The organism is Kribbella sp. CA-247076 (assembly GCF_050942445.1).
Classification (GTDB): Bacteria; Actinomycetota; Actinomycetes; order Propionibacteriales; family Kribbellaceae; genus Kribbella.
This window is the reverse complement of record NZ_CP192051.1, coordinates 4195506-4216632: the sequence shown is the minus strand read 5'-3', so window position 1 is coordinate 4216632 and position 21127 is coordinate 4195506. Positions and strand designations below refer to the sequence as shown.

Annotated in this window: 20 protein-coding genes; 6 read left to right on the top strand and 14 right to left on the bottom strand. The window is 67.4% G+C overall.

What is annotated here, in order from left to right; translation table 11 throughout:
- Window positions 1-47 precede the first annotated feature (47 nt).
- From aztC to aztB, 3 genes are read right to left on the bottom strand one after another with little or no spacing between them, the layout of a single operon-like run.
- Window positions 48-971, bottom strand: a complete 924-nt coding sequence (gene aztC, locus ACQPYZ_RS19950) for a zinc ABC transporter substrate-binding protein AztC (protein WP_433157967.1) — start codon at window positions 969-971, stop codon at window positions 48-50.
- A complete protein-coding gene (locus ACQPYZ_RS19945; protein ID WP_433157964.1) occupies window positions 968-2149 on the bottom strand; it encodes a hypothetical protein in 1182 nt (393 codons plus the stop codon). The genes aztC and ACQPYZ_RS19945 overlap by 4 nt, the downstream gene beginning before the upstream one ends.
- 22 nt (window positions 2150-2171) lie before the next feature.
- Window positions 2172-3023: a zinc ABC transporter permease AztB gene (gene aztB / locus ACQPYZ_RS19940; RefSeq protein WP_433157961.1), complete on the bottom strand. Its 852-nt coding sequence runs from the start codon at window positions 3021-3023 to the stop codon at window positions 2172-2174.
- A 48-nt stretch (window positions 3024-3071) separates the two neighbouring features.
- On the opposite strand from aztB, the gene aztA reads away from it, so the two are divergent.
- Together aztA and ACQPYZ_RS19930 are read left to right on the top strand one after the other, a co-directional pair.
- Window positions 3072-3737: a zinc ABC transporter ATP-binding protein AztA gene (gene aztA / locus ACQPYZ_RS19935; protein ID WP_433157958.1), complete on the top strand. Its 666-nt coding sequence runs from the start codon at window positions 3072-3074 to the stop codon at window positions 3735-3737.
- Window positions 3738-3815: 78 nt separating this feature from the next.
- Window positions 3816-5246 carry an alpha-amylase gene (locus tag ACQPYZ_RS19930; protein ID WP_433157955.1) on the top strand — a complete coding sequence of 477 codons (1431 nt, stop codon included), beginning with the start codon at window positions 3816-3818 and terminating at the stop codon, window positions 5244-5246.
- A gap of 37 nt (window positions 5247-5283) precedes the next feature.
- On the opposite strand, the gene ACQPYZ_RS19925 is transcribed toward ACQPYZ_RS19930, so the two are convergent.
- Window positions 5284-5685 (bottom strand): DoxX family protein, encoded by a 402-nt coding sequence (locus ACQPYZ_RS19925; protein WP_433157953.1) that lies wholly within the window; start codon window positions 5683-5685, stop codon window positions 5284-5286.
- A gap of 152 nt (window positions 5686-5837) precedes the next feature.
- The gene (locus ACQPYZ_RS19920) at window positions 5838-6248 is read right to left on the bottom strand and encodes a peptidase inhibitor family I36 protein (protein WP_433157950.1); all 411 of its coding nucleotides are present in this window, start codon (window positions 6246-6248) and stop codon (window positions 5838-5840) included.
- 172 nt (window positions 6249-6420) lie between these two features.
- Between ACQPYZ_RS19920 and ACQPYZ_RS19915 the strand changes: the two genes are divergently transcribed.
- On the top strand, window positions 6421-7197 hold the full coding sequence (locus tag ACQPYZ_RS19915; protein WP_433157948.1) for a phytanoyl-CoA dioxygenase family protein: 777 nt from the start codon (window positions 6421-6423) through the stop codon (window positions 7195-7197).
- Window positions 7198-7204: 7 nt separating this feature from the next.
- The gene (locus ACQPYZ_RS19910) at window positions 7205-8659 is read left to right on the top strand and encodes an MGH1-like glycoside hydrolase domain-containing protein (protein WP_433157945.1); all 1455 of its coding nucleotides are present in this window, start codon (window positions 7205-7207) and stop codon (window positions 8657-8659) included.
- 27 nt (window positions 8660-8686) lie between these two features.
- On the opposite strand, the gene ACQPYZ_RS19905 is transcribed toward ACQPYZ_RS19910, so the two are convergent.
- The 7 genes from ACQPYZ_RS19905 to ACQPYZ_RS19875 all read right to left on the bottom strand — a co-directional run bounded on the left by ACQPYZ_RS19905 (window position 8687) and on the right by ACQPYZ_RS19875 (window position 14959).
- The gene (locus tag ACQPYZ_RS19905) at window positions 8687-10294 is read right to left on the bottom strand and encodes an ABC transporter permease (protein WP_433157942.1); all 1608 of its coding nucleotides are present in this window, start codon (window positions 10292-10294) and stop codon (window positions 8687-8689) included.
- The gene (locus ACQPYZ_RS19900) at window positions 10291-11193 is read right to left on the bottom strand and encodes an ATP-binding cassette domain-containing protein (protein WP_433157939.1); all 903 of its coding nucleotides are present in this window, start codon (window positions 11191-11193) and stop codon (window positions 10291-10293) included. Before ACQPYZ_RS19900 ends, ACQPYZ_RS19905 begins: the two co-directional genes overlap by 4 nt.
- A gap of 88 nt (window positions 11194-11281) precedes the next feature.
- Entirely contained in the window at window positions 11282-11953 is a 672-nt protein-coding gene (locus tag ACQPYZ_RS19895) for a TetR family transcriptional regulator (protein ID WP_433157936.1), read from the bottom strand.
- A gap of 30 nt (window positions 11954-11983) precedes the next feature.
- Window positions 11984-12934: an alpha/beta fold hydrolase gene (locus tag ACQPYZ_RS19890; protein WP_433157933.1), complete on the bottom strand. Its 951-nt coding sequence runs from the start codon at window positions 12932-12934 to the stop codon at window positions 11984-11986.
- Window positions 12935-12943: 9 nt separating this feature from the next.
- Window positions 12944-13702: an ABC transporter permease gene (locus ACQPYZ_RS19885; RefSeq protein ID WP_433157930.1), complete on the bottom strand. Its 759-nt coding sequence runs from the start codon at window positions 13700-13702 to the stop codon at window positions 12944-12946.
- A complete protein-coding gene (locus ACQPYZ_RS19880; RefSeq protein ID WP_433157927.1) occupies window positions 13699-14412 on the bottom strand; it encodes an ABC transporter ATP-binding protein in 714 nt (237 codons plus the stop codon). The genes ACQPYZ_RS19885 and ACQPYZ_RS19880 overlap by 4 nt, the downstream gene beginning before the upstream one ends.
- Window positions 14405-14959 (bottom strand): TetR/AcrR family transcriptional regulator, encoded by a 555-nt coding sequence (locus tag ACQPYZ_RS19875; RefSeq protein ID WP_433157924.1) that lies wholly within the window; start codon window positions 14957-14959, stop codon window positions 14405-14407. The genes ACQPYZ_RS19880 and ACQPYZ_RS19875 overlap by 8 nt, the downstream gene beginning before the upstream one ends.
- Before the next feature lie 99 nt (window positions 14960-15058).
- On the opposite strand from ACQPYZ_RS19875, the gene ACQPYZ_RS19870 reads away from it, so the two are divergent.
- Together ACQPYZ_RS19870 and ACQPYZ_RS19865 are read left to right on the top strand one after the other, a co-directional pair.
- Window positions 15059-15772, top strand: a complete 714-nt coding sequence (locus ACQPYZ_RS19870; protein WP_433157921.1) for a hypothetical protein — start codon at window positions 15059-15061, stop codon at window positions 15770-15772.
- Window positions 15769-16260: an SRPBCC family protein gene (locus tag ACQPYZ_RS19865; RefSeq protein WP_433157919.1), complete on the top strand. Its 492-nt coding sequence runs from the start codon at window positions 15769-15771 to the stop codon at window positions 16258-16260. Before ACQPYZ_RS19870 ends, ACQPYZ_RS19865 begins: the two co-directional genes overlap by 4 nt.
- A gap of 806 nt (window positions 16261-17066) precedes the next feature.
- Here the strand turns inward: ACQPYZ_RS19865 and ACQPYZ_RS19860 are convergent.
- Window positions 17067-17906: a cyclic nucleotide-binding domain-containing protein gene (locus tag ACQPYZ_RS19860; RefSeq protein WP_433157916.1), complete on the bottom strand. Its 840-nt coding sequence runs from the start codon at window positions 17904-17906 to the stop codon at window positions 17067-17069.
- 707 nt (window positions 17907-18613) lie between these two features.
- Window positions 18614-19582 carry a hypothetical protein gene (locus ACQPYZ_RS19855; protein WP_433157914.1) on the bottom strand — a complete coding sequence of 323 codons (969 nt, stop codon included), beginning with the start codon at window positions 19580-19582 and terminating at the stop codon, window positions 18614-18616.
- Window positions 19583-21127: the final 1545 nt, after the last annotated feature.

Below are 21127 nucleotides of genomic sequence, written 5' to 3'. Positions count from 1 at the left end.
TCAACAAAGTACAGCAAGAGTCCTCGGAGCGACACCAGGGGGCCGGGTCAGCGACCGTTGCCGGACAGGCCGCCGATGATGGCGTCGGCGTTGAACCGCATCATGTCCAGGTAGGTCCCGGCGTCCTGGTCCGGTTCGCTCAGTGACTCGGAGAAGAGCGGGACCACCCGCACCTGGACGCCGGCCTCGGCAGCCAGGACCTCGGCCAGCCGGGCCGGTTGCGAGGTGTCCGCGAAGATCGCCGGCACCTGGTGCGTCCTGATCGCCGACGTCAGCGAGGCCAGGTCGGACGAGCTCGGCGAGGCGAGCGTCGTACCGCCCGGGATGATCGCACCGATCACCCGGAAGTCGTACCGCTCGGCGAAGTAGCCGAACACGTGGTGGTTGGTGACCAGGACCCGGCGCTCAGCCGGGAGGCCGGCCACGCGCTCGGCCAGGTCGGCGTCCAGGTCGCTCACCTGCTTCGCGTACGCGTCCGCGCGCTTCCGCACCGCCGCGGCGTCCACCCCGTCGACCTGCTTCACGATCTCGTCGGTGAGTAGCCGGACGGCGGTGACCATCCGCGCCGGGTCGGTCCAGAAGTGCGGGTCGGGCGTCCCGGCCGCGTCGCCGTCCTGGTACTCCATCGGCTCGACCCGCGCGCCCACCTCGATCGCGGGCGCCCCTTCGGTCCGCGCCGCCTCGACGTGCTGCAGTACGCCTTCCTCGAGGCCCAAGCCGTTGTAGACGACCAGGTCCGCCGATTGCATGGCGTGCGCCTCGCGGGCCGAGATGCCGAACGAGTGCGGGTCCGCGTTCGGCTTCATCAGCACGCTCACCTCGGCCTCGTCGCCGACGAGCTGGGTGACGACGTCGCCGAGGATGTTCGTGGTCACCACGATCTGCGGGCGGTCGGACGAGCCGCAGGCGGCACCGCCCATCAGCGTCACGGTCAGCGCCGCGAGCGCGGCCATCAGTCGTCCGGTCCTCATCGGCCGACCTCCACCATCAGGTCCGGGCGTTCGCTGACCGGCAGGGCGCGGGCGGTGCGCAATCCGTCGCCGTAGTCGATCTCGTGGATCACCCGGGCCTTCGGATCGGGTAGATAGGCGCGGTTCATGTCGAGAGTCAGGCCGGTCGCGGGCACCGATTTCTGCGCGAGCACCTTCCCGGTTGCGAGGTCCAGACTGAGCAGCGCGCCGGTGGAGGCGAGAGCGAGCACCATGCTGCCGTCTGCCGGAGACGCGGCCGCGATCACGTCGCGCCCGGCGGCCGGCAGGTGTCGCAAGGTGTCCTTGGCGGCGTTGACCGACCAGATGCCACCGGGCCCGCCCAGTGCGGCCTCGTTGCTGCGGGGCCGGTACCCGAACGCGCCCGTCGGGATCGGCCGATGGGGGGAGGGCAGTGCTTTCGCGGCGAGCTTCCCGGACTCGCGCTGCACCCGCACCAGGCGGTCCTCGCAGGCGACGACCGCGCCGCCGCGCAACGTCGCCCAGCCCCGCGGCGCCCGGCAGGGAACCTCCATGCCCGTCCGGCGGCCGTCCGCGGCCATCGAGACCAGGCGGTCCGCCGGCCGCCCGCGGTCGCCGTTGCCGACGGCGACGATCAGTTCGTCGGCGTACGGAACGGCCAGCGGGGTGGCGCTGCCCGAGTCGATCCGGCCGGCCTCGACGACCTTCCCGGCCTCGAGTTCGTCGCGGTCGAGCACCCGGATCCGGCCGTCGGCCGTACCGATCGCGGTGTAGCCACGGAACCCGGTGATCGTCCGGATGTCAGCGTCGAAGGTCAGCGTGCCCACCGAGCGGGCCGGCTTGCGGTAGTAGTGGACGTGATCGGTGTGGTCGACCGTCCACACACCGGCGTCGATGATCTCGAGCCGACGGCGGCCGTCGTCGGCGTACACGAAACGACCGTCCTCGGTCAGCCGCTGGACGGCGATCGACAGCTCGAGTTCCTTCTCGTCGGCGGAGGCGAGATCGAGCAGTCCGAGGCGCGACGAGCCGCGTGCGGCGTACGCGACGGTCGACTGCATCTCCTCCTTCTCCTCGGCCCCGGCGACGTAACCGTGCGGAGTCGCCTCGGCGTCCTGTGGTTGATCGGGCGAGCCACACGCGGCCAGCACGAGCACGGCGCTCAGCGTGGCGGCGCCGACGATCCGGTTGAGGTGCACGAGCATCCTTCTCTGTAGAGGGCTACGAGCCGAGGGTCGCGGCCGAACCGCGCCGCGAGGCGGTGACGACGGCCCGTCCGCCCAGGAGGGCGAAGAAGAGCAGCACGGTGACCGCGGCGATGGTGGCGCCCGCGGCGGTCGCGGCGTACCACGAGATCCAGAGGCCGATCAGTACGGCGACGGCGCCGATCCCGAAGCTGGTCAGCATCACCACGGGCATCCGCCGGGCCACCAGCATCGCCGCCGCCGACGGCGCGATCAGCATGCCGAAGGCGAGCAGGGTGCCGACCACGCTGAACGCGACCGCCATCGTGATCGTGAGCAGGATCAGCATGATCAGGTTGGCCAGGTCCGGACGCAGCCCGAGAGTCCGCGCCTTGCGGGCGTCGAAGGTCAGCGCCAGGAACTGCCGGTAGCACGCCGCCGAGGTCACTCCGACCACGGCCAGCGCGCCGGCGAGCAGCAGCAGGTCGGGCCCGCGGATCGCCAGTACGTCACCGAACAGGAACGCCGTCAGGTCGGTCGCGAAGGATCGCGAGTGCGAGACCACGATCACCCCGACGGAGAGCATCCCGACGAACAGCAGCCCGATGGTGGTGTCCCGCCCGAACTCCCGGCTGTGCCGCAGCGCGTTCACACCGGCCGCCATCGCGAACGCGCTCGCGGCGGCCCCGATCACGAGGTTGCCGCCCAGGATCGAGGCGACCGCGACACCGGGCAGCATGCCGTGGCTCATCGCCTCACCCAGGAAGGTCATCCCGCGGGTGATCACCCACACCCCGACGAGGGCGCACACGGCGGCCAGCAGCACGCCGCCGACGAGCGCCCGCAGGACGAAGGAGGCGGTGAACGGTTCGAGGAGCGGAGACGTCACCTGGTCGACTATAGTGCAATTGATAATCATTGCCAGTTAGGGGATGTGGTGACCGCGGAGATCCTGACCGCAGAACACGTCGGCTTCCGGTATGCCGGTACGCCGGTCCTGCACAACGTGAACCTGCGCGTGACGGCCGCTTCGATGCTGGCCGTGACCGGGCCGAACGGCTGCGGCAAGAGCACCCTGCTGCACCTGCTGGCCGGGGTGGAGAAACCGACCGAGGGCCGCATCCGTCTCGGCGCCGCAACGCGCGTGTCCCTGCTTCCCCAGCGCACCAACGACATCGACGCGCTGCCGCTGACCGTCGCCGAATCGGTCCGGATCGGCCGGTTCACGCCCCGCCGGCGCCTCCGCAGGGATGACCATGTCGCCGTGGCCGAGATCATGGAACGGCTGGGCATCAGTCACCTGGCCCGCCGGCGACTACGCGAACTGTCGGGTGGCCAGCGCCAACGCACCCTGCTCGCCCAGGCGCTTGTCCAGGAGGCCGAGGTCTACATCCTGGACGAGCCGTCCGTGGCCCTTGACGTGCGCAGTCGGCAGCACGTCCACGACCTGCTCGCGGAGCGGGTCGAGGGTGGCGCGGCGGTGGTCCTCGCCACCCATGACCTCGCCGACGCATCGCTCGCCGACCGGACCCTGGATCTGGGTCGTGCCGGGGCCACACCGAGCGCGGACGGCGTACTGACGTCTGGTCACGACCGGCTCTGAGCTGAGTGTGCTCCTGCGTATCGCGTTGCGCAGGGCTTGATGGTTTGATGAGGTTCCCGCCGCCCCGAGGGAGTCCTGATGATCCGTAGAGCGCTGATCCTGCTGCTCGGTCTGTCGTTGCTGTCGCTGAGCTCGCCGGTCGCGCAGGCGGCACCGCCCGGGCAGCGCGATGTGATCGTCCAGCTGTTCGAGTGGAACTGGCGATCGGTCGGACAGGAGTGCGGGCAGGTGCTCGGACCGAAGGGGTACGGCGCGGTCCAGGTCTCGCCGCCGCAGGAACACGTGGTGCTGCCGGGCTCGGGCTATCCGTGGTGGCAGGACTACCAGCCGGTGAGCTACAAGCTGGACAACACCCGCCGTGGTACGCGCAGTGAGTTCATTGCCATGGTCAACAGTTGCCACGCCGCCGGTGTCAAGGTGTACGTCGACGCGGTGATCAACCACATGACCGGCGGCTCGTCGGGCGGAGTGGGCAGCGCGGGGTCGCCGTACACCCACTACGACTACCCCGGGACGTATCAGAATCAGGACTTCCACCACTGCGGGCGCAACGGGAACGACGACATCGTCAACTACGGCGACCGCTACGAGGTGCAGAACTGCGAACTGGTGGATCTGGCCGACCTGGCGACCGAGTCCGACTACGTGCGCGGGCGGATCGCGGCGTACCTGAACGACCTGCTGGCGATCGGGGTCGACGGCTTCCGGCTGGACGCGTCCAAGCACATGCCGGCTGCGGACATCGCCGCGATCAAGGCCCGGCTGTCGCGTCCGGCGTACCTCTATCAGGAGGTCATCCACGGCGCGGGCGAGCCGATCACGCCCGAGGAGTACGTCGGCAACGGTGACGTGCTCGAGTTCCGCTACGGGAAGGACCTGGCCAAGATCTTCAACACCGAGCGGCTGGCCTACCTCCGGACGTTCGCGTCGCCGTTGCCGTCGAACCGCGCGGTGGTGTTCACCGACAACCACGACACCCAGCGGGGGAGCGGCGTACTGACCTTCCGCGACCACGGCCGGTACGCGCTGGCGAACGCGTTCATGCTCGCCTGGACGTACGGGACGCCGAAGGTGATGTCGAGCTACGAGTACAGCTCGAACGACCAGGGTCCGCCGTCGACCAGCTCCGGGCAGACCGTCGACACGACCTGCTTCAGCAACCGGTGGCGGTGTGAGCACGCCTGGCGCGTGATCGCGAACATGGTCGGCTTCCACAACGCCGTCCGGGGAACCGCCGTCACCCGGTGGTGGGACAACGGGAACGACGCAATCGCCTTCGGCCGCGGCGACCAGGGCTACCTGGTCCTGAACGACGAGAGCTCGGCGCTCACCGGACGCAGCTTCCACACCGATCTCCCACCCGGCGTCTACTGCGACGTCTTCCACGGCGACTACACACCCGGCCACTGCACCGGCCCGACCTACACCGTCGACCCCTCCGGCTGGTTCCGCGCCGACGTACCCCCGCGCGACGGCCTCGCCCTCCACACCAACGCCAAGCTCTCGTAGCCGCCGGTGCAGGCCGTCCAGGGGGTACGTCGTACGTTCAGCGACGTACGGCGGTGATCGCTTCTCGGATCGTGGATCGCCGGAACCAGACGATCACCGCGGTTGCCAGCAGGTAGACGGCAGGGACGGCCGGCGAGGCGCCGAGCACGGCGATGTTGGTCACGATCGCTCCGGCCATCAGCCCGCCCAGGCCGACCGCGGCCGGCCCGCACAGCCGCGGTACCAGCAACCCGATCGCCCCGGCAAGCTCGAGTCCGCCGACCACGTAGCGGAGCCACTGCCCGGCGCCGATCATGCCGAACATCTCGACCATCACCGGATCCCCGGACAGCTTCGGCAGGGCCGCCATGAGGAACGATCCGGCCAGCAACACCTGCACCACCCACAGCACCGCGATCCCCGGCCGAATCCTGCGCGCGGTCGTCATCGTCGTACTCATCACTACCTCCACACGAAGTTGTTCTGGTACGACCAATCTCGCGCCCCCGCCACCAACCCACATCCGTACCGACCACGGACCCACCACGGATCCACCCCCCGCCCGAGCACCCCGGTGGGCAGGCGGACGGTCACGCCTGCCCACCAGGTGGTTCAGCAGAGTTCCAGCCGCAGCGAGCTCATGTTGTCCTCGTATCCGTCCTGCCAGCCCGGCCAGCTGAACTGGTCGTTCGGGAGGTAGTGGATGCGCCAGCCGGTGTAGTTCAGTCCCTCGTACAGGCTCCAGAAGCAGTCCGTGCGATTCCAGATCGAGCTGACACTGTCGTTCATGCCTTGCTGCCGGAGATCGGGCGAACCGCTCTTGAAGTACGCCATCGGCCCGGTGCCGTCACGCCATTCGAAGATGCAGAGATATCCCGCTGGGCAGCGCTCGTAGCCGCCGGCGGCGTGGGTCACGCCTGAGTCGCCCTGAGGCTGGATCTCGGCAGAGGCCGGGACGGTGGTGAGGCTGAATGCGCCGGCGACCAGAGCGCCGAGCGCGACGATGCGGGTAGTGAGTTTCATCGATCCTCCGAGTAAGAGTCGGCCGACCCGTTCGGACCGACCGCCTCCGACCCTGCCGAAGGGCGCCTTCAGATCGGCAACACGTCAGCCACACCGCACGGCGCGCCGGATGCGCTGAGTCCTGAAAGGATTCAAGGAGACAGTTCAACCGCAGGAAGAAGAGGACCGAACCATGCTCGATCCCGTCGTGGGCAAGGGTGAGTTGACCGAGACCGACCGCTTCATCTTCGAGTCGTGGGGTTACTTCGTGATTCCCGGCATCCTGACCAAGGAGGAGGCCGCGGAGGCGTACGACGTGTCGCAGCGGCTGCACCAGAGTCGCGACCGCGAGTTCGGGCAGATCGGCCGGACGTACGAGAGCGAGCCGGTGCTCGAGCGGCTCATCGATCACCCGGACGTGCTGCCGAAGGTGCAGGGTCTGCTCGGTGACAGGTTCGTCCTGCAGGCGGGCTGGAACACCATGCAGCCGGCGCACGCGGGCAACGGCCGTTGGCACCAGGACGGATCGTCCGCTTTCGACTTCAAGGACCTCGGCTATCCGGTACCGCTGCTCCAGCTCCGCGTGTCGTACCTGCTCACCGATCAGACCGTGCCCGGCATGGGCAACATGGAGCTGATTCCCGGCAGTCACCGCGCGCGGGTCGGCCTTCCTGAGACGATCCGTGAGCCCAACGACGACATCGGGATCGGCCATGTCATCTGCGCCGAGGCCGGAGCTGCCCTGGTGTTCCACAACGGCGTCTGGCATCGCACCTTCCGCCACGACGGCGACGTGGACCGCTACACGACGCACTACGTCTACAGCCCGCCGTGGGTCCGCGCGGCCGACCGTTTCGGCAACGACCCCGACTTCCTCGAGCGGACCACGCCCTTGCGGCGCGCGCTGATGGGTGAGTTCGCCAGGCCGGACGCCCCGTTCGGCGCCAACTACGACCCCCTGCCGATCTGACGGCCCGATGACGATGACACACCCCCGTCCGACGTTGGAGTTCGCCGATCCGGAGAGCCAGGCGCTGTACGGGGCCGTCTACGAGGCCGCGCTCGCGAACCTGCTGGAGACCAACACCGTTCCGTTCGGTGAGGTCCATGCTCGGAGCGGGCTGATGGATCCGGCGGTCGGCATGATCCGGGCCGGTGGTGGCTACGAGCAGCCGTGGACCCGGGATGCGACGATCAACAGCTGGAACGCGACGAGCTTGCTCGCGCCGGCCCTGGCCGCGAACACGCTGTGGGCGGTGGTCGAGAAGGATGCCGCCGGCAAGCTCACGGTGCAGCAGGACAGCCAGCAGTGGGATCAGGTGGTCTGGGCCGTCGGCGCCTGGCACCACTATCTGGTGACCGGCGACCGGGACTTCCTGCGGCGCGCGTACGACGTTGTCGCGAACACCCTCGCGCTCCGCGAGCAGTCCGAGGTCTTCGGCCCGGACCCGCGCTACGGCCTGTTCACCGGTCCGTCGTTCTTCAACGACGGCGTATCCGGTTTCCCGGCACCGACGGCGGACGGTGTCGAGTCGCGGGGAAGCGAGAGTACGTCGTACCCGGATGTCGTCTCGGCGATGTACCTCAGCACCAACGTGCTGTACTACGCCGCGTACTCGCGTGCGGCCGAGATGGCGGACGCGCTCGGCCGGCCGGGCGATGACCACCGCTTGAAGGCGGCCGCGATGAAACAGGTCGTCAACCAGCACTTCTGGAACCCACGGACCGGCAGCTACAACTACGAACTGACGGCCGACGGCACGCCGGGCGTCTACCAGGAAGGCACCGGGCTGGCCTTCGCCCTGCTCTTCGGGCTCGCCGACGACGCCCAGGCCAAAGCACTGATCGCGAACGCGCAGCGGATGCCCTGGGGAATGCCCGACACCTATCCGCACTGGGAGAGGTACTCCGACGCGGAGCCAGGACGGCACAACGCGATCGTCTGGCCGCTCGTGCAAGGCCTGTGGGCGAAGGGCCTGGCGAAGTACGGCGAGGTGGCGGGGTTCGCGACCGAGACCAGGCTGCTCGCGACACTGGTCAGGGACAGCGGCGGCTTCTGGGAAATCTACGACGGCAACACCGGTGCCGTCGAGGGCGGCTACCAGGGCGCGACCGGCGTACCGAAACGCCACTGGGCCTCGGAGCCGGACCAGACCTGGTCGGCGACGGCGTACATCGACATGATGCACACCGGGCTGTTCGGGATGACGTTCACCGACCGAGGCCTGACCTTCGGTCCAACCCTCCCGCCCGGGTGGGGCGACGTCACCCTGAGCGGCCTGCGCTACCGCGACGCCAACCTCACGGTGACGCTGCGCGGCACAGGCAACGTCATCCGCACCTTCCACCTCGACGGCGCCCCGTGCAGCGAGACCGGCGTACCGACCTCGCTGCACGGAGACCACACCATCGAAATCACGCTGGACGCGTAACCTGCGGATCGGCGGGCGCGGACTCGGTCAGGTGGATTCGAGGTCTCGGTGGCGGAAGCTCGTGCTGCCGGCAAGGGCTAGGGCTGTTGCCAGGACGGCGAGTACGACGAGCGGGGTGACAGGAAGGTCTGCGAGTGGCATCGCGGTGGTGTGGGCGAACGGGGACAGGTCGGTGACCCAGCCGGGCAGCTCGAGGAGGGCGCCGAACATGCCGAAGAAGACGGCGTAGGCGACGACGATCCAGGCGAGGGTGGACAGCGCCGGGCGTACGCCGAACAACGCCGCGGTCAGTGCGGCCACGACGAGGACGGCCGGCAGGAAGGCAAGCGTGCCGATCGTCACCTCGGCAATCGTGCCCGCACCGGCGTCGCCGGTCGCAGCGCCGAGGCCGACACCTAGTCCGCTGATGGCGAGGAGGACGGCCGACGCGAGCGTGGTGTAGCCGAGCCAGGAGAAGTACCAGCGGGCTCGGCTGACGGACGTGGCCAGGGCTGCTTCCGTGTGACCTGTGCGCTCTTCGGATCGCAGGCGCAGTACGGAGGTGACCGCGAATGCGCCGACGAGCAGGGCGAAGAACAAGGCCATGGTCGCGTAGAAGGCGTCGAGCGGGTCCTGCCCGTTGGCCGTGAAGATCTCGCCCATCTGGGGGTTGTCCGCGACGGCTTCGGTGACGGAGTCACTGAGTGATCCACTGGGTACGGCGAAGATGAACAGCCCAGCCGCCCAGCCGATCAGGGCGGTGCGTTGCTGGCGGACCGCGAGCCCGAACGGCGTCGACAGTGACGGTGCCGCGTCGGCCCGGCCGAGTCTCGGTGGGACCAGGCCGGCGCCGACATCGCGTCGTACGGACAGGAAGTAGCCGAGGGCAACGGTGATGGCCAGGACCGCGACCGACAGCAGCAGCGGCCACCACCGCAGTTCGACGAACGGCCGGGCCTGCTGGACCCACGCCAATGGTGAGAGCCAGGACAGGAAGTTGCCTCCTGGCTGGGAGACATCGCCGATCGCGCGGAGCAGGAAGGCTGCGCCGACCACGGCCATGGCTAGGCTCGAGGCCGCGCGGGAGTGTTCGGTGAGCTGGGTGGTGACGGTGGCGATACCGGCGAACGCGAGTCCGGTGAGGCCGATGCCGATGCCGACCGCGAACGAGTCGGCGGCCGACAGGTCGCCGGTGAGCATCGCCAGGGCAGTCAGCAGCGCGACGCCGGTGTTGGCGATCACTGCGACCAGCAGTGCGGCGGTGGTGGCGGCGTGCCGGCCGACGACGGTCGAGCGGATCAGCTCGGCGCGTCCCGTCTCCTCCTCGGCGCGCGTGTGGCGGGTGATCAGGAAGATGCTCATCATCGCCGCGGGGATGGCCAGGTAGAGGACCATCTCGTTGGTGATCATCGCGCCGAGGGTGTAGTTGTCGAGGCCGTAGCCGGGTCCCGACATCATCGTCGCGGCGGGGGAGTCCATCAGCTCGGCGCGGACCTGGCGTTCGGCCGGGGTGGCGTAGACGGTCGGCAGAGCGCTGACGGCGTACAGCATGCCGAGGCCGATGGCAACGATCCAGATCGGCAGCTTCACCCGGTCGCGCCGCAGTGCGAAGCGGACCAGGGTGCCGGTGGCGGTCAGGCTTTCGCGGTCGCTCATGACTCGGCTCCGACCAGCTCGTCGCCGTACTGGCGCAGGAACAGCTGCTCCAGTGACGGGGGAGCGCTGTGCAGGGTGCGTACGCCGAGCTGCCCGAGCGACTGTACGACGGCCGGCAGTTGGTCGGCGTCGACGTCGAAGGTGACCGTGCCGTCGGTCGACCGCAGGTCGTGGACGCCGACGAGGTTCGCGAGGCCGGCCGGGTCGCGGTCCAGCGTCGCAGTGATCGTGGTCCGGGTCAGGTGCCGGAGCTCGGCGAGCGTGCCGGACTGGACGGCACGGCCGTTGCGGATGATGGTCACGGTGTCGCAGAGTTTCTCGACCTCCGCGAGGATGTGGCTGGACAGCAGGACCGATCGCCCGGCCCGCTTCACCTCGGCGATGCACTCCTGGAAGACGGTCTCCATCAGTGGGTCGAGGCCGGAGGTCGGCTCGTCGAGGACGAGCAGCTCGACGTCGGCGGCCAGGGCCGCGACCAGCGCGACCTTCTGGCGGTTGCCCTTGCTGTACGTGCGGCCCTTCTTGGTGGGGTCGAGCTCGAACCGCTCGAGCAGCTCGGCCTTGCGGGTCTTGTCGGCGCCGCCACGCAGGCGGCTGAGCAGATCGATCGCCTCGCCACCGGTCAGGTTGGGCCACAGGCTCACGTCGCCGGGGACGTACGCGAGCCGGCGGTGCAGCTCGACCGCGTGGACCCACGGGTGACGGCCGAGGACGGAGACGTCCCCGGCGTCGGCGCGAAGCAGGCCGAGGAGGATCCGGATCGTGGTGGACTTGCCGGCACCGTTCGGGCCGAGGAAGCCGGCCACCTGGCCGGCCGGGACGGACAGGTCGAGCCCGTCGAGGGCCTTCACCTGCCCGAAGGACTTGTGCAGCTGGGAAATTTGCAGGGCAGCGGTCATCGCTGAACCTCTCAAGAGTGTTCCGGGACAGAGCCCGGCGTGATGTGTCGTCTGGGGGCGTCGGGTGCCGACGCCGTGTCGCGGCGTACTACGGCTGGTCGGAGCCGGCCGGCGGATCGCTGACGTACATCAGGTAGTCGTCCAGCATGCTGCGGTCGGCGAACAATCCGTGGGTGAACAACTCGAGAGCCGGCAGGGTGATCTCGTCCGACAGTCGGCGCAGCTCTGTCCGGAAGTCCTCGACCTCCAGCGATCCGTGCCGCAGGGACATCCACAGCAACAGCGAACCCATGCCCTGGTAGGTGAGGTAACGCGCGCGGCCGGCCGGGTCGCGGCTCGGTTTGATCGTCCCGGCCTCGACACCGGCCGCCAGGAACTGCTCGGCGTCGCGGCACATCTGCTCGACGAACGCGGTCGCCAACTCGCCGCCGGACTGCAGACTGCGCATCGCGTACAGGGCGAGCGGCGCGTACTCGTCGATCTCCGCGAGCTGGGCCATCATCCCGGCCGCGCTTCCGGTGACCGCCTTCGTCTTCTCGATCCGGATCACGTTCAGCACGTACGCGTCGCACGCCTGGCGAAGACCGTCCTTCGACCCGAAGTGGTGCACCACCAGCCCGGCGGTCACCTGCGCGTCCGCGGCCACCGCGCGCAAGCCGGCCGAGAATCCGTCCCGCCCGAACCGCACGATCGCCGCGTCCCGGATGCGCTCGGCCGTCGCCGCGCCGCCGCCGGCAGCAGGTGAGTCACCGATCCGCATTGAACACACGTTCAAAGACTAAACCGCTGTTCAATCGGTGCGCAAGACCGTATTCACGTAGTCGGCCGGGGCCTCGAACGGGGGAGCGTGACCGACGCCCTGAAGGATCTGCACTGTCCAATCGGGCCGCTGCGCTGTCCAGTCGTCGATCGACGCGCGGGCCGTCAGGCGATCCTCTTCGCCGCAGACCAGGAGAGTCGGCAACTCGACCCGGCGCATCGCGTCGAGCACGGGTCGCCGCCGGACGAACATCAGCGACATCAGCGAGGCGTACACCGTGATAGCGCGGGCGAAACGCTTGGGCTCCACCGCCGACATCTCGTCGCGCATCAGCTCGGCGATCTCCGGCGACATCTTCGTCAAGTCGCCACCGGTGTTCCATCTGCTGCTCGCGATCGACGCGGGATCGTCCAGGACGCGCAACTTCGCGGCGAGGATCCGCCGCCCGGCAACGCGGAGCACCGCCACGGCGATCGGTGGGACGACGACCAACGCCACCCTGCCGACTGTGCGCCACCAGCGCGCCTCGCGATCGCTCAGTGGGGGAGGAAGTGCCGGCGTCGCCAACACCAGCCTGTCGATCCGTTCGGGTGCCTGGTCGGCGAACAGCAACACGGTTGCTCCGCCGGCGGACCAGCCGTGGACCACGACCCGTTCGAGCCCGAGAGCGTCCACGAAGTCGCGGAGAAACAGCGCGTTGGTCTCGATCCTTGCCGCGCGCCGGCTCGGCAGCGTGGTGTGGCCGGCGATCGTTCCGGGGAGGTCTACTGCGATGGCGTGCGCGTGTGGTCGCAGTTCCGCGAGCACGTCGAGCCAGTTCGACGCGCTGTTGGCCGGGTTGGGCACGAGCAGGTGCACCGGCTTCGCCGTACGAGCCTGATCGGTGATCAAGTAGTGCACCTTCGTGCCGCGCACCTCGACTGTCTCGCTGCGGATTCCGGACCAGCGAGCGGCGCGCTCACCCCAGTCGGTGTACTGCACTTTTCCAGCCTACGACCGATCAAGTTGGAGGCGCTGCCACGATCGCAGCGTCAGTCCGGCACTGATGAGGAGTGTCGGTACGACGAGCACGAGCTGAACCCCGGTGACGTCGGCGCCGCCGCTGATCGCCCAGAGCGCGGGCGCCGCGAACGGGATCCAGGCGCCGGCCCCAGCGACCACGGTCACCTGCGCGACGACCAGGATCCCGATCGTGCAGCCGATCCCGGCGAGCATTGACCGGCCGACGGTGGCCGCCCACGCAGCCGGTGTCGCGATCACGGCCGTGAGAACGGTCAGCGCGAACTGCCGTCCGATCGCCGGTACGACGTCCGCGGGCACGGCTCCAAGTCCACCGGCCAGACCGAACACGACCAGGGCGATCATTAATATGAAGGCGGTTGGGACAGCCCAGGCGAGGTAGATCACGAGCTTCGCCGCGGCGATCGTTGCCCTGGGCACCGGGACGGCGAACAGTCCGGTGATCGTTCCGTCCGCGAACTCCCGGCTGAACAGCCAGCTCAGCACGACACCGTACCCGAGGAGCGCGGCTGCTCCGGTGACCTGTGCCGCGGTGGTGAGGTAGCCGGCCCAGCCGCCGGGCTCGATGAGCGGGCCGAGTTTGGCGGCGAGTTGCGGGTCGGCGGTGTGGACCGCGAGCAGCATCGACGAACAGATCAACGAGATGCCGAGCACCATGACGATCGTGGTCGCACGTACCACGGTCGCGCGGACGAACTTGGTGAACTCGGTGACGAGGCCGGTGATCATGCGGCCACGTCGTCTCGGTGCACGAGGTCGAAGAAGGCCCGCTCGAGGTCCACGCCGTACGGGTCGAGCGTGCCGATGATCCGGCCGGCGTTCAGCACCGAGATCCGCTGGGCGATGCGCGCGACCTCGTCCAGGTGGTGGCTGCTGACCAGGACGCCCGCGCCCGCGTCCGCACGGCGCAGGAGCGCCTCGCGCAGGAGGATGACGCCGGCCGGGTCGAGCGTGTTGGTGGGTTCGTCCAGGACGATGAGTCGTGGTTTGTGTTGCAGCGCGGAGGCCAGGCCGAGCCGTTGCCGGTTTCCGAGTGACAGCTTGCCCGTACGTCGGTCGGCGTACTGGCTGAGACCTAGCTCGACGATCGCGGCGTCGACCATGCGGGTGATCTCTCCGGCCGGTACGCCGTGCAGCCGCGCACCGAGGGCCAGGTTCTGTCGGCACGTCAGCTCGCGGTAGGCGAGGGGATACTCGACCAGGTGGCCGACCCGGCTCCAGTCGATCTGGTCGCCTCGGCGGCCCGCGATGGTCACCGTGCCGGCGGTCGGCGCGAGCATTCCGAGCAGGAGCCGCATCAGCGTGGACTTCCCGGCACCGTTCAGCCCCACCAGTGCGTGAATCTCGCCCGGGGCGACGGTGAGGTCGACCCCACGAGCTCCGGTGCCGTCGTCGAAGGTGCGCCACAATGCACGTGCCTCGACCACGTACTCAGTCACGACGATCCGCCAGGACATCGAGGGCGGTGTCGATCGCTCCGCCGAGATCGTCGTCCGCGGTCAGGCTCCACTCGAGCAACGCGGTGTTGAGCGCGCCCATGACCGCTCCCGCGGCGATCTTCGCCTCGAACTGGCCGACGCCGCCACTCGTCAGGGCGTCCACGATCACCGCTTCGGTGGCCGCCGTACCGCCGGCCATGCTCGCCCGCAACGCCGGCGTCTGCGCGACGATCCGAAGCCGCACGCGGACCTCCTCGACAGCTGGCGGTGGAAGCTCCCGCCAGGCCGCGCGGACTCCTCGAACGGTCCTGGTGATCGGGTCGAGGCCTGCCGGTTGCCGGCGGATCGCGGCGCCGATCACCGGATCGTACGGATCCTCGATCAACAGGCTCGCCTTGCTGGGGAAGTGCCGGAAAAACGTCATCTCTGTGACCCCGGCCCGTGCGGCGATCTGGCCGGCGCTCGTCGCGTCGTACCCACGCTCGGCGAACAACTCCATCGCCGCCGCCAGCAACCGCTCCCGCGTCCGCTCGCTTCGTGTTCCCATGTCATGAATGTTAGTCACTAACATTATTGGTCACAACAGGTCAGCGCTATGGGTTGTCTTGGGGCCGAGGGGCCTCGGTCGTGGGACAGTTGCCGAACGATGACGATCTTCACGTTCCACCTCGCGGAGCTCCGTCCGGCGACGACGGCGCGAGCCCTGTGGAAGGCGCCGACTGCGCCCGGGTTGAGGTACGCCGAGTGCCTCGCGCTGATGCGCCTCGGTGCCCCGACTGTTTCGCCGGACCGGATGCAGCTGCGTCGGATGGCGATGTTCGCGCGGTGGGAGGACGAGGCGGCGGTCGTGACGTTTCTAGCGGATCATCCGTTGGGCAGGGAGTTGGCTGCGGGATGGCACGTGCGCATGCAGTTCCTCCGCCGTTGGTCGCGCCTTGCGGCGCTACCCGACCTGCCCGCGAGGGCGGGCGAGTGGGACCCTGCCGAGCCTGTCGTAGCGGTCACGCTGGCCCGAATGCGCCTCCTCGAGGTGCCGCGGTTTCTCAAGTGGGGCAAGCCCGTGGAGCGACTGGTGCGTGACCATCCGGGAACCACGCTGGCACTGGCCGCGATGCGTCCACCCCGGACGATCTCTACCTTCTCCGTCTGGCGGAGCGTGCAACAGATGGAGGAGATGGTGCACGGCCACAGCAGTGGCCCGGAGCCCGACCGTCATGCGGCCGCGATGGCCGAACGCCGACGCAGGGACTTCCATCACGAGTTCGCCACCCTCCGGTTCCGGCCGCTTTCGGAGCACGGCTCGTGGCAGGGGCGGAGCGGCATCGTTCCAGTTGTTCGACACCTGGGAGGACAGGAGTGAAATACACAGTCTCCATCGAAATCGTCCTGCCGCGGGAGAAAGTGGTCCAGTTGCTCGCCGACCCGGCCCACCGGCCGAAATGGCTACGGGGCTTCGTGCTGCACGAGCCGCTGAATGGGGAGGACGGGCAGGTCGGCACCAAGTCGCGGGTCGTGATGGAAATGGACCAGCGGAAGTTCGAGGGCATCGAGACCATCACCCGCCGCGAGCCGGCCGACCTGCGCGACCTCCCCGCCACGAGCGTCGTTCACTTCGACCGCGAGATCGTCGGCGAGGGCATGTGGAGTGCCGCCCGCGAACGCCTCACCGAAGCCGGCCCGGAAACGACCCTCTGGGAAAGCGAGAACGAATTCCGCTTCAGCGGCATCCTGATGAAACTCGTAGCACTCCTGATGCCCGGCGCCTTCCGCAAACAATCCCAACAACACCTACAAGACTTCAAATCCTTCGCCGAACAAGGAAAGGACGTCCGCAACCCGACGACCTAACCTGCCGTGCCTCCTGCAACAAAAGCGGGTGGCTGATGTTCCATCAGGCCACGCCGCGTGTGTCGGTGTGTGTCCGAGGCCGGACACGGACCTTAACCAATCCGCCTTGTTCTTGACGCGGACTCGCTCAGCGGTCCTTCGCCTGCGGACTGACGGACAGAGGCCCGTTCGGTGTTTTGGCGGCGACAGCCATGCATGTATGGACGATGGCGCGCCGCGAAGCAGTTGCCGCATCCGACCTGATGATCGGCATGGCGTGTCGCGGCCGGTGTGCTGTTGATCCATCAGTTGACGTGCCCGTCTGACCTCACGATGGCATTGTCGTCGTGCACCTGGCCGTGAGCTGCCCGGTGAAAGCCGTGACTCGTGGGACGGGCCGACAGCGTCGCTGCTCGGGAAGAACTAGGAGGATCCGGTAATGGCGGCGATCACGGTGGCGCTGCACACCTGCTGCTTTACCTCGAGGACCCACCAACGACTGCGGTGTGTAGGACGACCCGACTACCAGCATTGCGAGGAGTCCAAGCGAAGGCCTTGCCGAAGTTCTAGGTCTTGCCTGACCTGTCGCTGAATGAGTCGAAGGGGACGATTAGGAGAGCTACCCGAGCGTCAGCAGCAGTCTCACAACACGCACAGCCATCAGCCCGGCATGCAGCCAACGGTGCATGACGCGCCTCGTCTCCGACATGTCCCGTGAGTTCCTTGAAGCCGATCCTAAGACGCGGACGAGCCCTGACAAGGCCGACGGGCGTTCTGGCCGCAGGCTCTCATCGCGTCGGCCAGCAGTGTGGGCAATGCGAGCTCCGTCACCCTGTCCACGGCCCTGTGACTTCGAAGGCTTCGCCGTCGCCTGGCCACGGCGGCATCGTCACGCCGATTGCGGCTAGAGGTTCCCGACCCGTGTTCTTGAACTGGAAGCTCGTGCCGACGGGAATTGTCAGCGACACACCGGGCCTGAGGTCGATTTCGCGCGCGGCCTCCCCGTCTTGTTGTCTCCACATCACTCCGAGGCCACTCAAGACATACCAGATTTCGCTAACCGTCCGATGGCGTTGGGGTGTTGATATCTGCTCAGGCCCGAGCTCGAAGTGAGCCATCCCACCGTGAGGGAGCTGAGCCAGGATCCGGACCAGCGACCGGTCGGGGGCCACATTATCGTGCGCGGCCGGAAGAATGCGGTCCGTGAACTTGACCGTTGTGTCAGCCTCGCCCTGACCTACCGGCCTTTGTCGAAGGACCGCCGCTAGGCGATTCGCCAGACCCAGGCCGAGTGCCGCGTCCTCGCGGAGGCAAGCGCGCCATGGGTCTGCCGGGATGGGGAGCACGCGAACTGCATCCTCGGCCGTTGCAGTTACGGTTCGGAGACCGCCATCCAGCGCGGCTGCCTCGCCGACGAGGGCCGGTGCCTTCCGCGTCTCCAGCACAGTCGGCTCGCCTTTGAGGTCTCTCCGCCACAGCCGGATGGAGCCCCCGAGCAATACAAAGACTTCGTCGCTGGCGGAGTCGGTTGCGTACAGATCTGCGCCAGCTGGAAGCTCAAGGAGCCCTCCGGCCAGTCCGGCCATTCGCTCAAGCGTCTCCTGGCGGGCACCCTGTATCTCCGGGACACGTCGGAATTGGTCTACCACATTCATCGTCTCGTCCATAGTCACACCTCGTGAATCATGCTGACCCGTACACAGCGGGATAGATCTGGGTCGCCAGGTCCCTGCGTGAAACACTCCCTAGTAACTGATGATGCTCAGCCAGCCGTCACCGCAACGTCACATCCAAGCTCGGCTCCTAGGGTCTGCTTCAGAAATGGGTGATTTCTAGATGGCCTGCTGGGAGGCGGGCCTGGAAGTATGATGAAAGCCGACGGCAATGCAGCGGTCCGGGATCCTGCGGCCAGATGACTGCCAGGATGGCCCCGATGAAATCGACGGCGCTGATAATGGAGCCTATCAAGGACACCAAGAGAATCATCTTGCACTCGTTATGGATCACCACGCAGCTGCGGTGCCAGTGCTCGCCCTCAGTTATGTCGTGTCGACCAACGGCGCGAGGGCGAACAGTACGTTGAGGCCGGGGTAGCGGCGGCCGTCGGCCCATTGGCCTGCTCCAGATGCCCGTGCAGGAACTCAGCAGGCGTCGATACTGGGTCTCGCGGTCATCGCTGTGCTCTTCCCTTCGAGTGGGTTGTGAGAGATTCCTCGAAGAATCACGCGGTGACCGCACGCACGTCGACACCCGGGCTGGCCACCACCACGCCGTCAACACTTCTGCTGGACACAACTGGCCCGCCTCGGCTGGGAGGCGCTACGGATGACTCGAGGCTGGACAACGCTGCGCCCTAGCGTCCGAGCTGTGGCTGCTATGTGTCACATGGCTGCACGCCTGGCCAGTCCATGAGTTGTAGCGAAGCATCGCTCTTCTTCACCATGATCACGATCCCCCTGGCCTTGGTCCAGGTCACCGGAACGAGAAGGTATGAGTCTCCCGATGTGGCTAAGAGACGGAGGTTGATGTATCGGTAGGGGTACTCCTTGGAGTCAATACTGCTTTCGCAGAGAATGTCCGGGGGGTGCAGGCCCTGCGCCTCCACGACGAGTTGACTGCGGGTGTGGAGGATGACCTGAGGCTGGTCGGTCAGACCCTTTTGAGTGTCCTGGCCAAGCCCGCGGCCATAGGCGCTCGCGAAACTGTTGACGAGCCAGAACAGGCTGGCGATCACGATGCACCAGCCGATGACCCAGGCCACCGTTGAGGTCGCATTCGAAGTCTGATCCGGCTTTGAAGTGGGTCGCCTCGCCGGTCGGAACTGGAAGCTATACAGGGCAACGATGGTGCCTAGCGCCAGTGCTGCGGGGGTCGTTCCGATCAACTCGCGGGCGGAGAGATCCCCGTCAACGATGCCTAGGGTCGCCCGGAACAAGAGAGCGGCGGCTCCGACGATGGCCGCCCAGAAGACGATCCTGGCACGGCGCGCATGCGTGGCCTGCAGATCCCAGCCAGCGAGGCTCACATGCATCCAGTAACCCAACCCGACGAGGACTAAGAGCCCTAACAGCGGTACGAACAAGGAAGCCGGACTCCGCAGAACGTAGTCAGCGCTCGAGTAGTCGAGAAGCTCGACATCCACGCCGAAGTAGGCATACTCCGCATACGTGGTGACATAGCCGTAGTAGTACAGAAGCGCCGTCACGATGGTGATTGGCCCCAAGACCGTGACCGCGAGCCGCAGCCGGCTCAACCCTGCGGCAGCCGGGTCAGACGGGATGCCATTGAGCGGACCCGCTGTCGCCGCTAGCTGGCCATTGGCAGCCGTCGTGGCCGCGGGCACTGGTTGTCCTGCGGAGCGGTCCGTCCGAGGCGTCGGAGGCCGACGCCGGCGGGGCGATCGGCTCACGACGACGGTGAAGCCGAGGGGGACCTGCTGGGGCATTCCCCTCGTGCCGCGATGGGCTCGATACCGTGGTCGAAGGCAGGGCCACAGGCCGCGACATAGAAGGGGCTGGGGCGCCATCGGACGGTCACGGGGTGATTCGCCGTCGGTTGCTCAGTCAGGAGGTCGCACGGTGCGACGACGCGGTCGACACACTGCGTCTGGAGGGTGAAGGTGAAGTGGCCGATCCTCTGAACGTCACTTCTTGGCTCCGGGACATCCAGCCGAAGCACGCATCCTGGACTCCCGAATTGGCTCTGGGTCATTGGCTGCAAGGTCGGCAAGGTCACTCCCGCGCAGGTGGGGGAGCGGACACTCAAAGGTTGCGGCGCATAGCCCTCGAGCCAGCCGCAGTTCTGGTCGGTGTTGTGATCGGCGAAATGCAACGGGCCTGCAGTGCCGGACCCGGCCTGGTCGACATGGAAACTGACGCTCACGATCTTGATCGCCGGGATCGGGGGCAGGCTCACGTTGCTGATCAGGATGCAGTGCGGGGTGGTGCTGGGGATGAAATGCCCGGTGGACTGATTCGGGTGCGTACTGCCGACACTAGGAACGCCGATGTTTCCGAGCGATACAAGTTTCTTGGCGGGGCGCGTAGGTTTGGTGGTTGGCGAGACAGTGTTCGGCTTGTAGGTCCGAAGCGTAGAAGGCGGCCGCGATGAGGGAGCCGTCGATCCGGTTCTCCTTGACGGCGTCGGGGATGCGGTAGATGGCCACCCGCTTCCGGTTGGACGTTTTGTGACCGGAGAGCCTGGTTCAGTCGGGCCCCCTGAGGATGGTAGTTCCGTGTGCGGCGAGACAGCGGAGTGGTTCGCACCGGATGAGCAGGCGGTGACCAGTGACGCGCACAGGATCACGATCACGGCCGCCACGCGGGGATCCAGGTATGTGTGGGCGCGTTGAGCAATCGACGGCACATGGGGCGTACGTGCCCGACGGCTGCTTTGCCTTGGCTGTGCGTGACCCTGATCGGTGCCTGTTGTCCTCATCGTGTCTCCCCCTTCTCCCGCGCAAGTTGCGACGCGCGCCAAAATATTCAGCACAACAAATCGATATTGAATTGGACGCCACCGCTTGCACTGACAACGAACTCAATGCACGAATCGACGGTTTCCGTGGAACACCGAGGGTGGTATCGAGGTAGTGATATTCTCGGTTTGATGTCGACCGGGCGCCGCCGTTCACCGATCTTTGGGCGTGGCTTCGGCGCCGCACTATGCCTTCAAGCGGTTCTTCGATGGGCGGGCAGTTTGGTCACGTAGTGGGCGAGTTCAAACCAGTTTCGGTTCGCCGTCACCAGTCGATTCATTACCATTTTCGCTTGAATTGATCGCCCGACTGGCGGAAGTGGTCTTGTTCGTGTCGTCTGTCCATGGCTGCGATTGCGGTGCTGTGGTGTTCTTCCGACGGCCTGGTGCATCCGACGCAACGTGAGGTCGA

Coding starts and splice junctions, on each gene's coding strand:
- ACQPYZ_RS19925 (WP_433157953.1), bottom strand. CDS start 5,685: ATGAGTACGACGATGACGACCGCGCGCAGGATTCGGCCGGGGATCGCG.
- ACQPYZ_RS19870 (WP_433157921.1), top strand. CDS start 15,059: ATGACGATCTTCACGTTCCACCTCGCGGAGCTCCGTCCGGCGACGACG.
- ACQPYZ_RS19910 (WP_433157945.1), top strand. CDS start 7,205: ATGACGATGACACACCCCCGTCCGACGTTGGAGTTCGCCGATCCGGAG.
- ACQPYZ_RS19930 (WP_433157955.1), top strand. CDS start 3,816: ATGATCCGTAGAGCGCTGATCCTGCTGCTCGGTCTGTCGTTGCTGTCG.
- ACQPYZ_RS19905 (WP_433157942.1), bottom strand. CDS start 10,294: ATGAGCGACCGCGAAAGCCTGACCGCCACCGGCACCCTGGTCCGCTTC.
- ACQPYZ_RS19895 (WP_433157936.1), bottom strand. CDS start 11,953: ATGCGGATCGGTGACTCACCTGCTGCCGGCGGCGGCGCGGCGACGGCC.
- ACQPYZ_RS19920 (WP_433157950.1), bottom strand. CDS start 6,248: ATGAAACTCACTACCCGCATCGTCGCGCTCGGCGCTCTGGTCGCCGGC.
- ACQPYZ_RS19900 (WP_433157939.1), bottom strand. CDS start 11,193: ATGACCGCTGCCCTGCAAATTTCCCAGCTGCACAAGTCCTTCGGGCAG.
- ACQPYZ_RS19885 (WP_433157930.1), bottom strand. CDS start 13,702: ATGATCACCGGCCTCGTCACCGAGTTCACCAAGTTCGTCCGCGCGACC.
- ACQPYZ_RS19875 (WP_433157924.1), bottom strand. CDS start 14,959: ATGGGAACACGAAGCGAGCGGACGCGGGAGCGGTTGCTGGCGGCGGCG.
- ACQPYZ_RS19915 (WP_433157948.1), top strand. CDS start 6,421: ATGCTCGATCCCGTCGTGGGCAAGGGTGAGTTGACCGAGACCGACCGC.
- ACQPYZ_RS19860 (WP_433157916.1), bottom strand. CDS start 17,906: ATGGACGAGACGATGAATGTGGTAGACCAATTCCGACGTGTCCCGGAG.
- aztC (WP_433157967.1), bottom strand. CDS start 971: ATGAGGACCGGACGACTGATGGCCGCGCTCGCGGCGCTGACCGTGACG.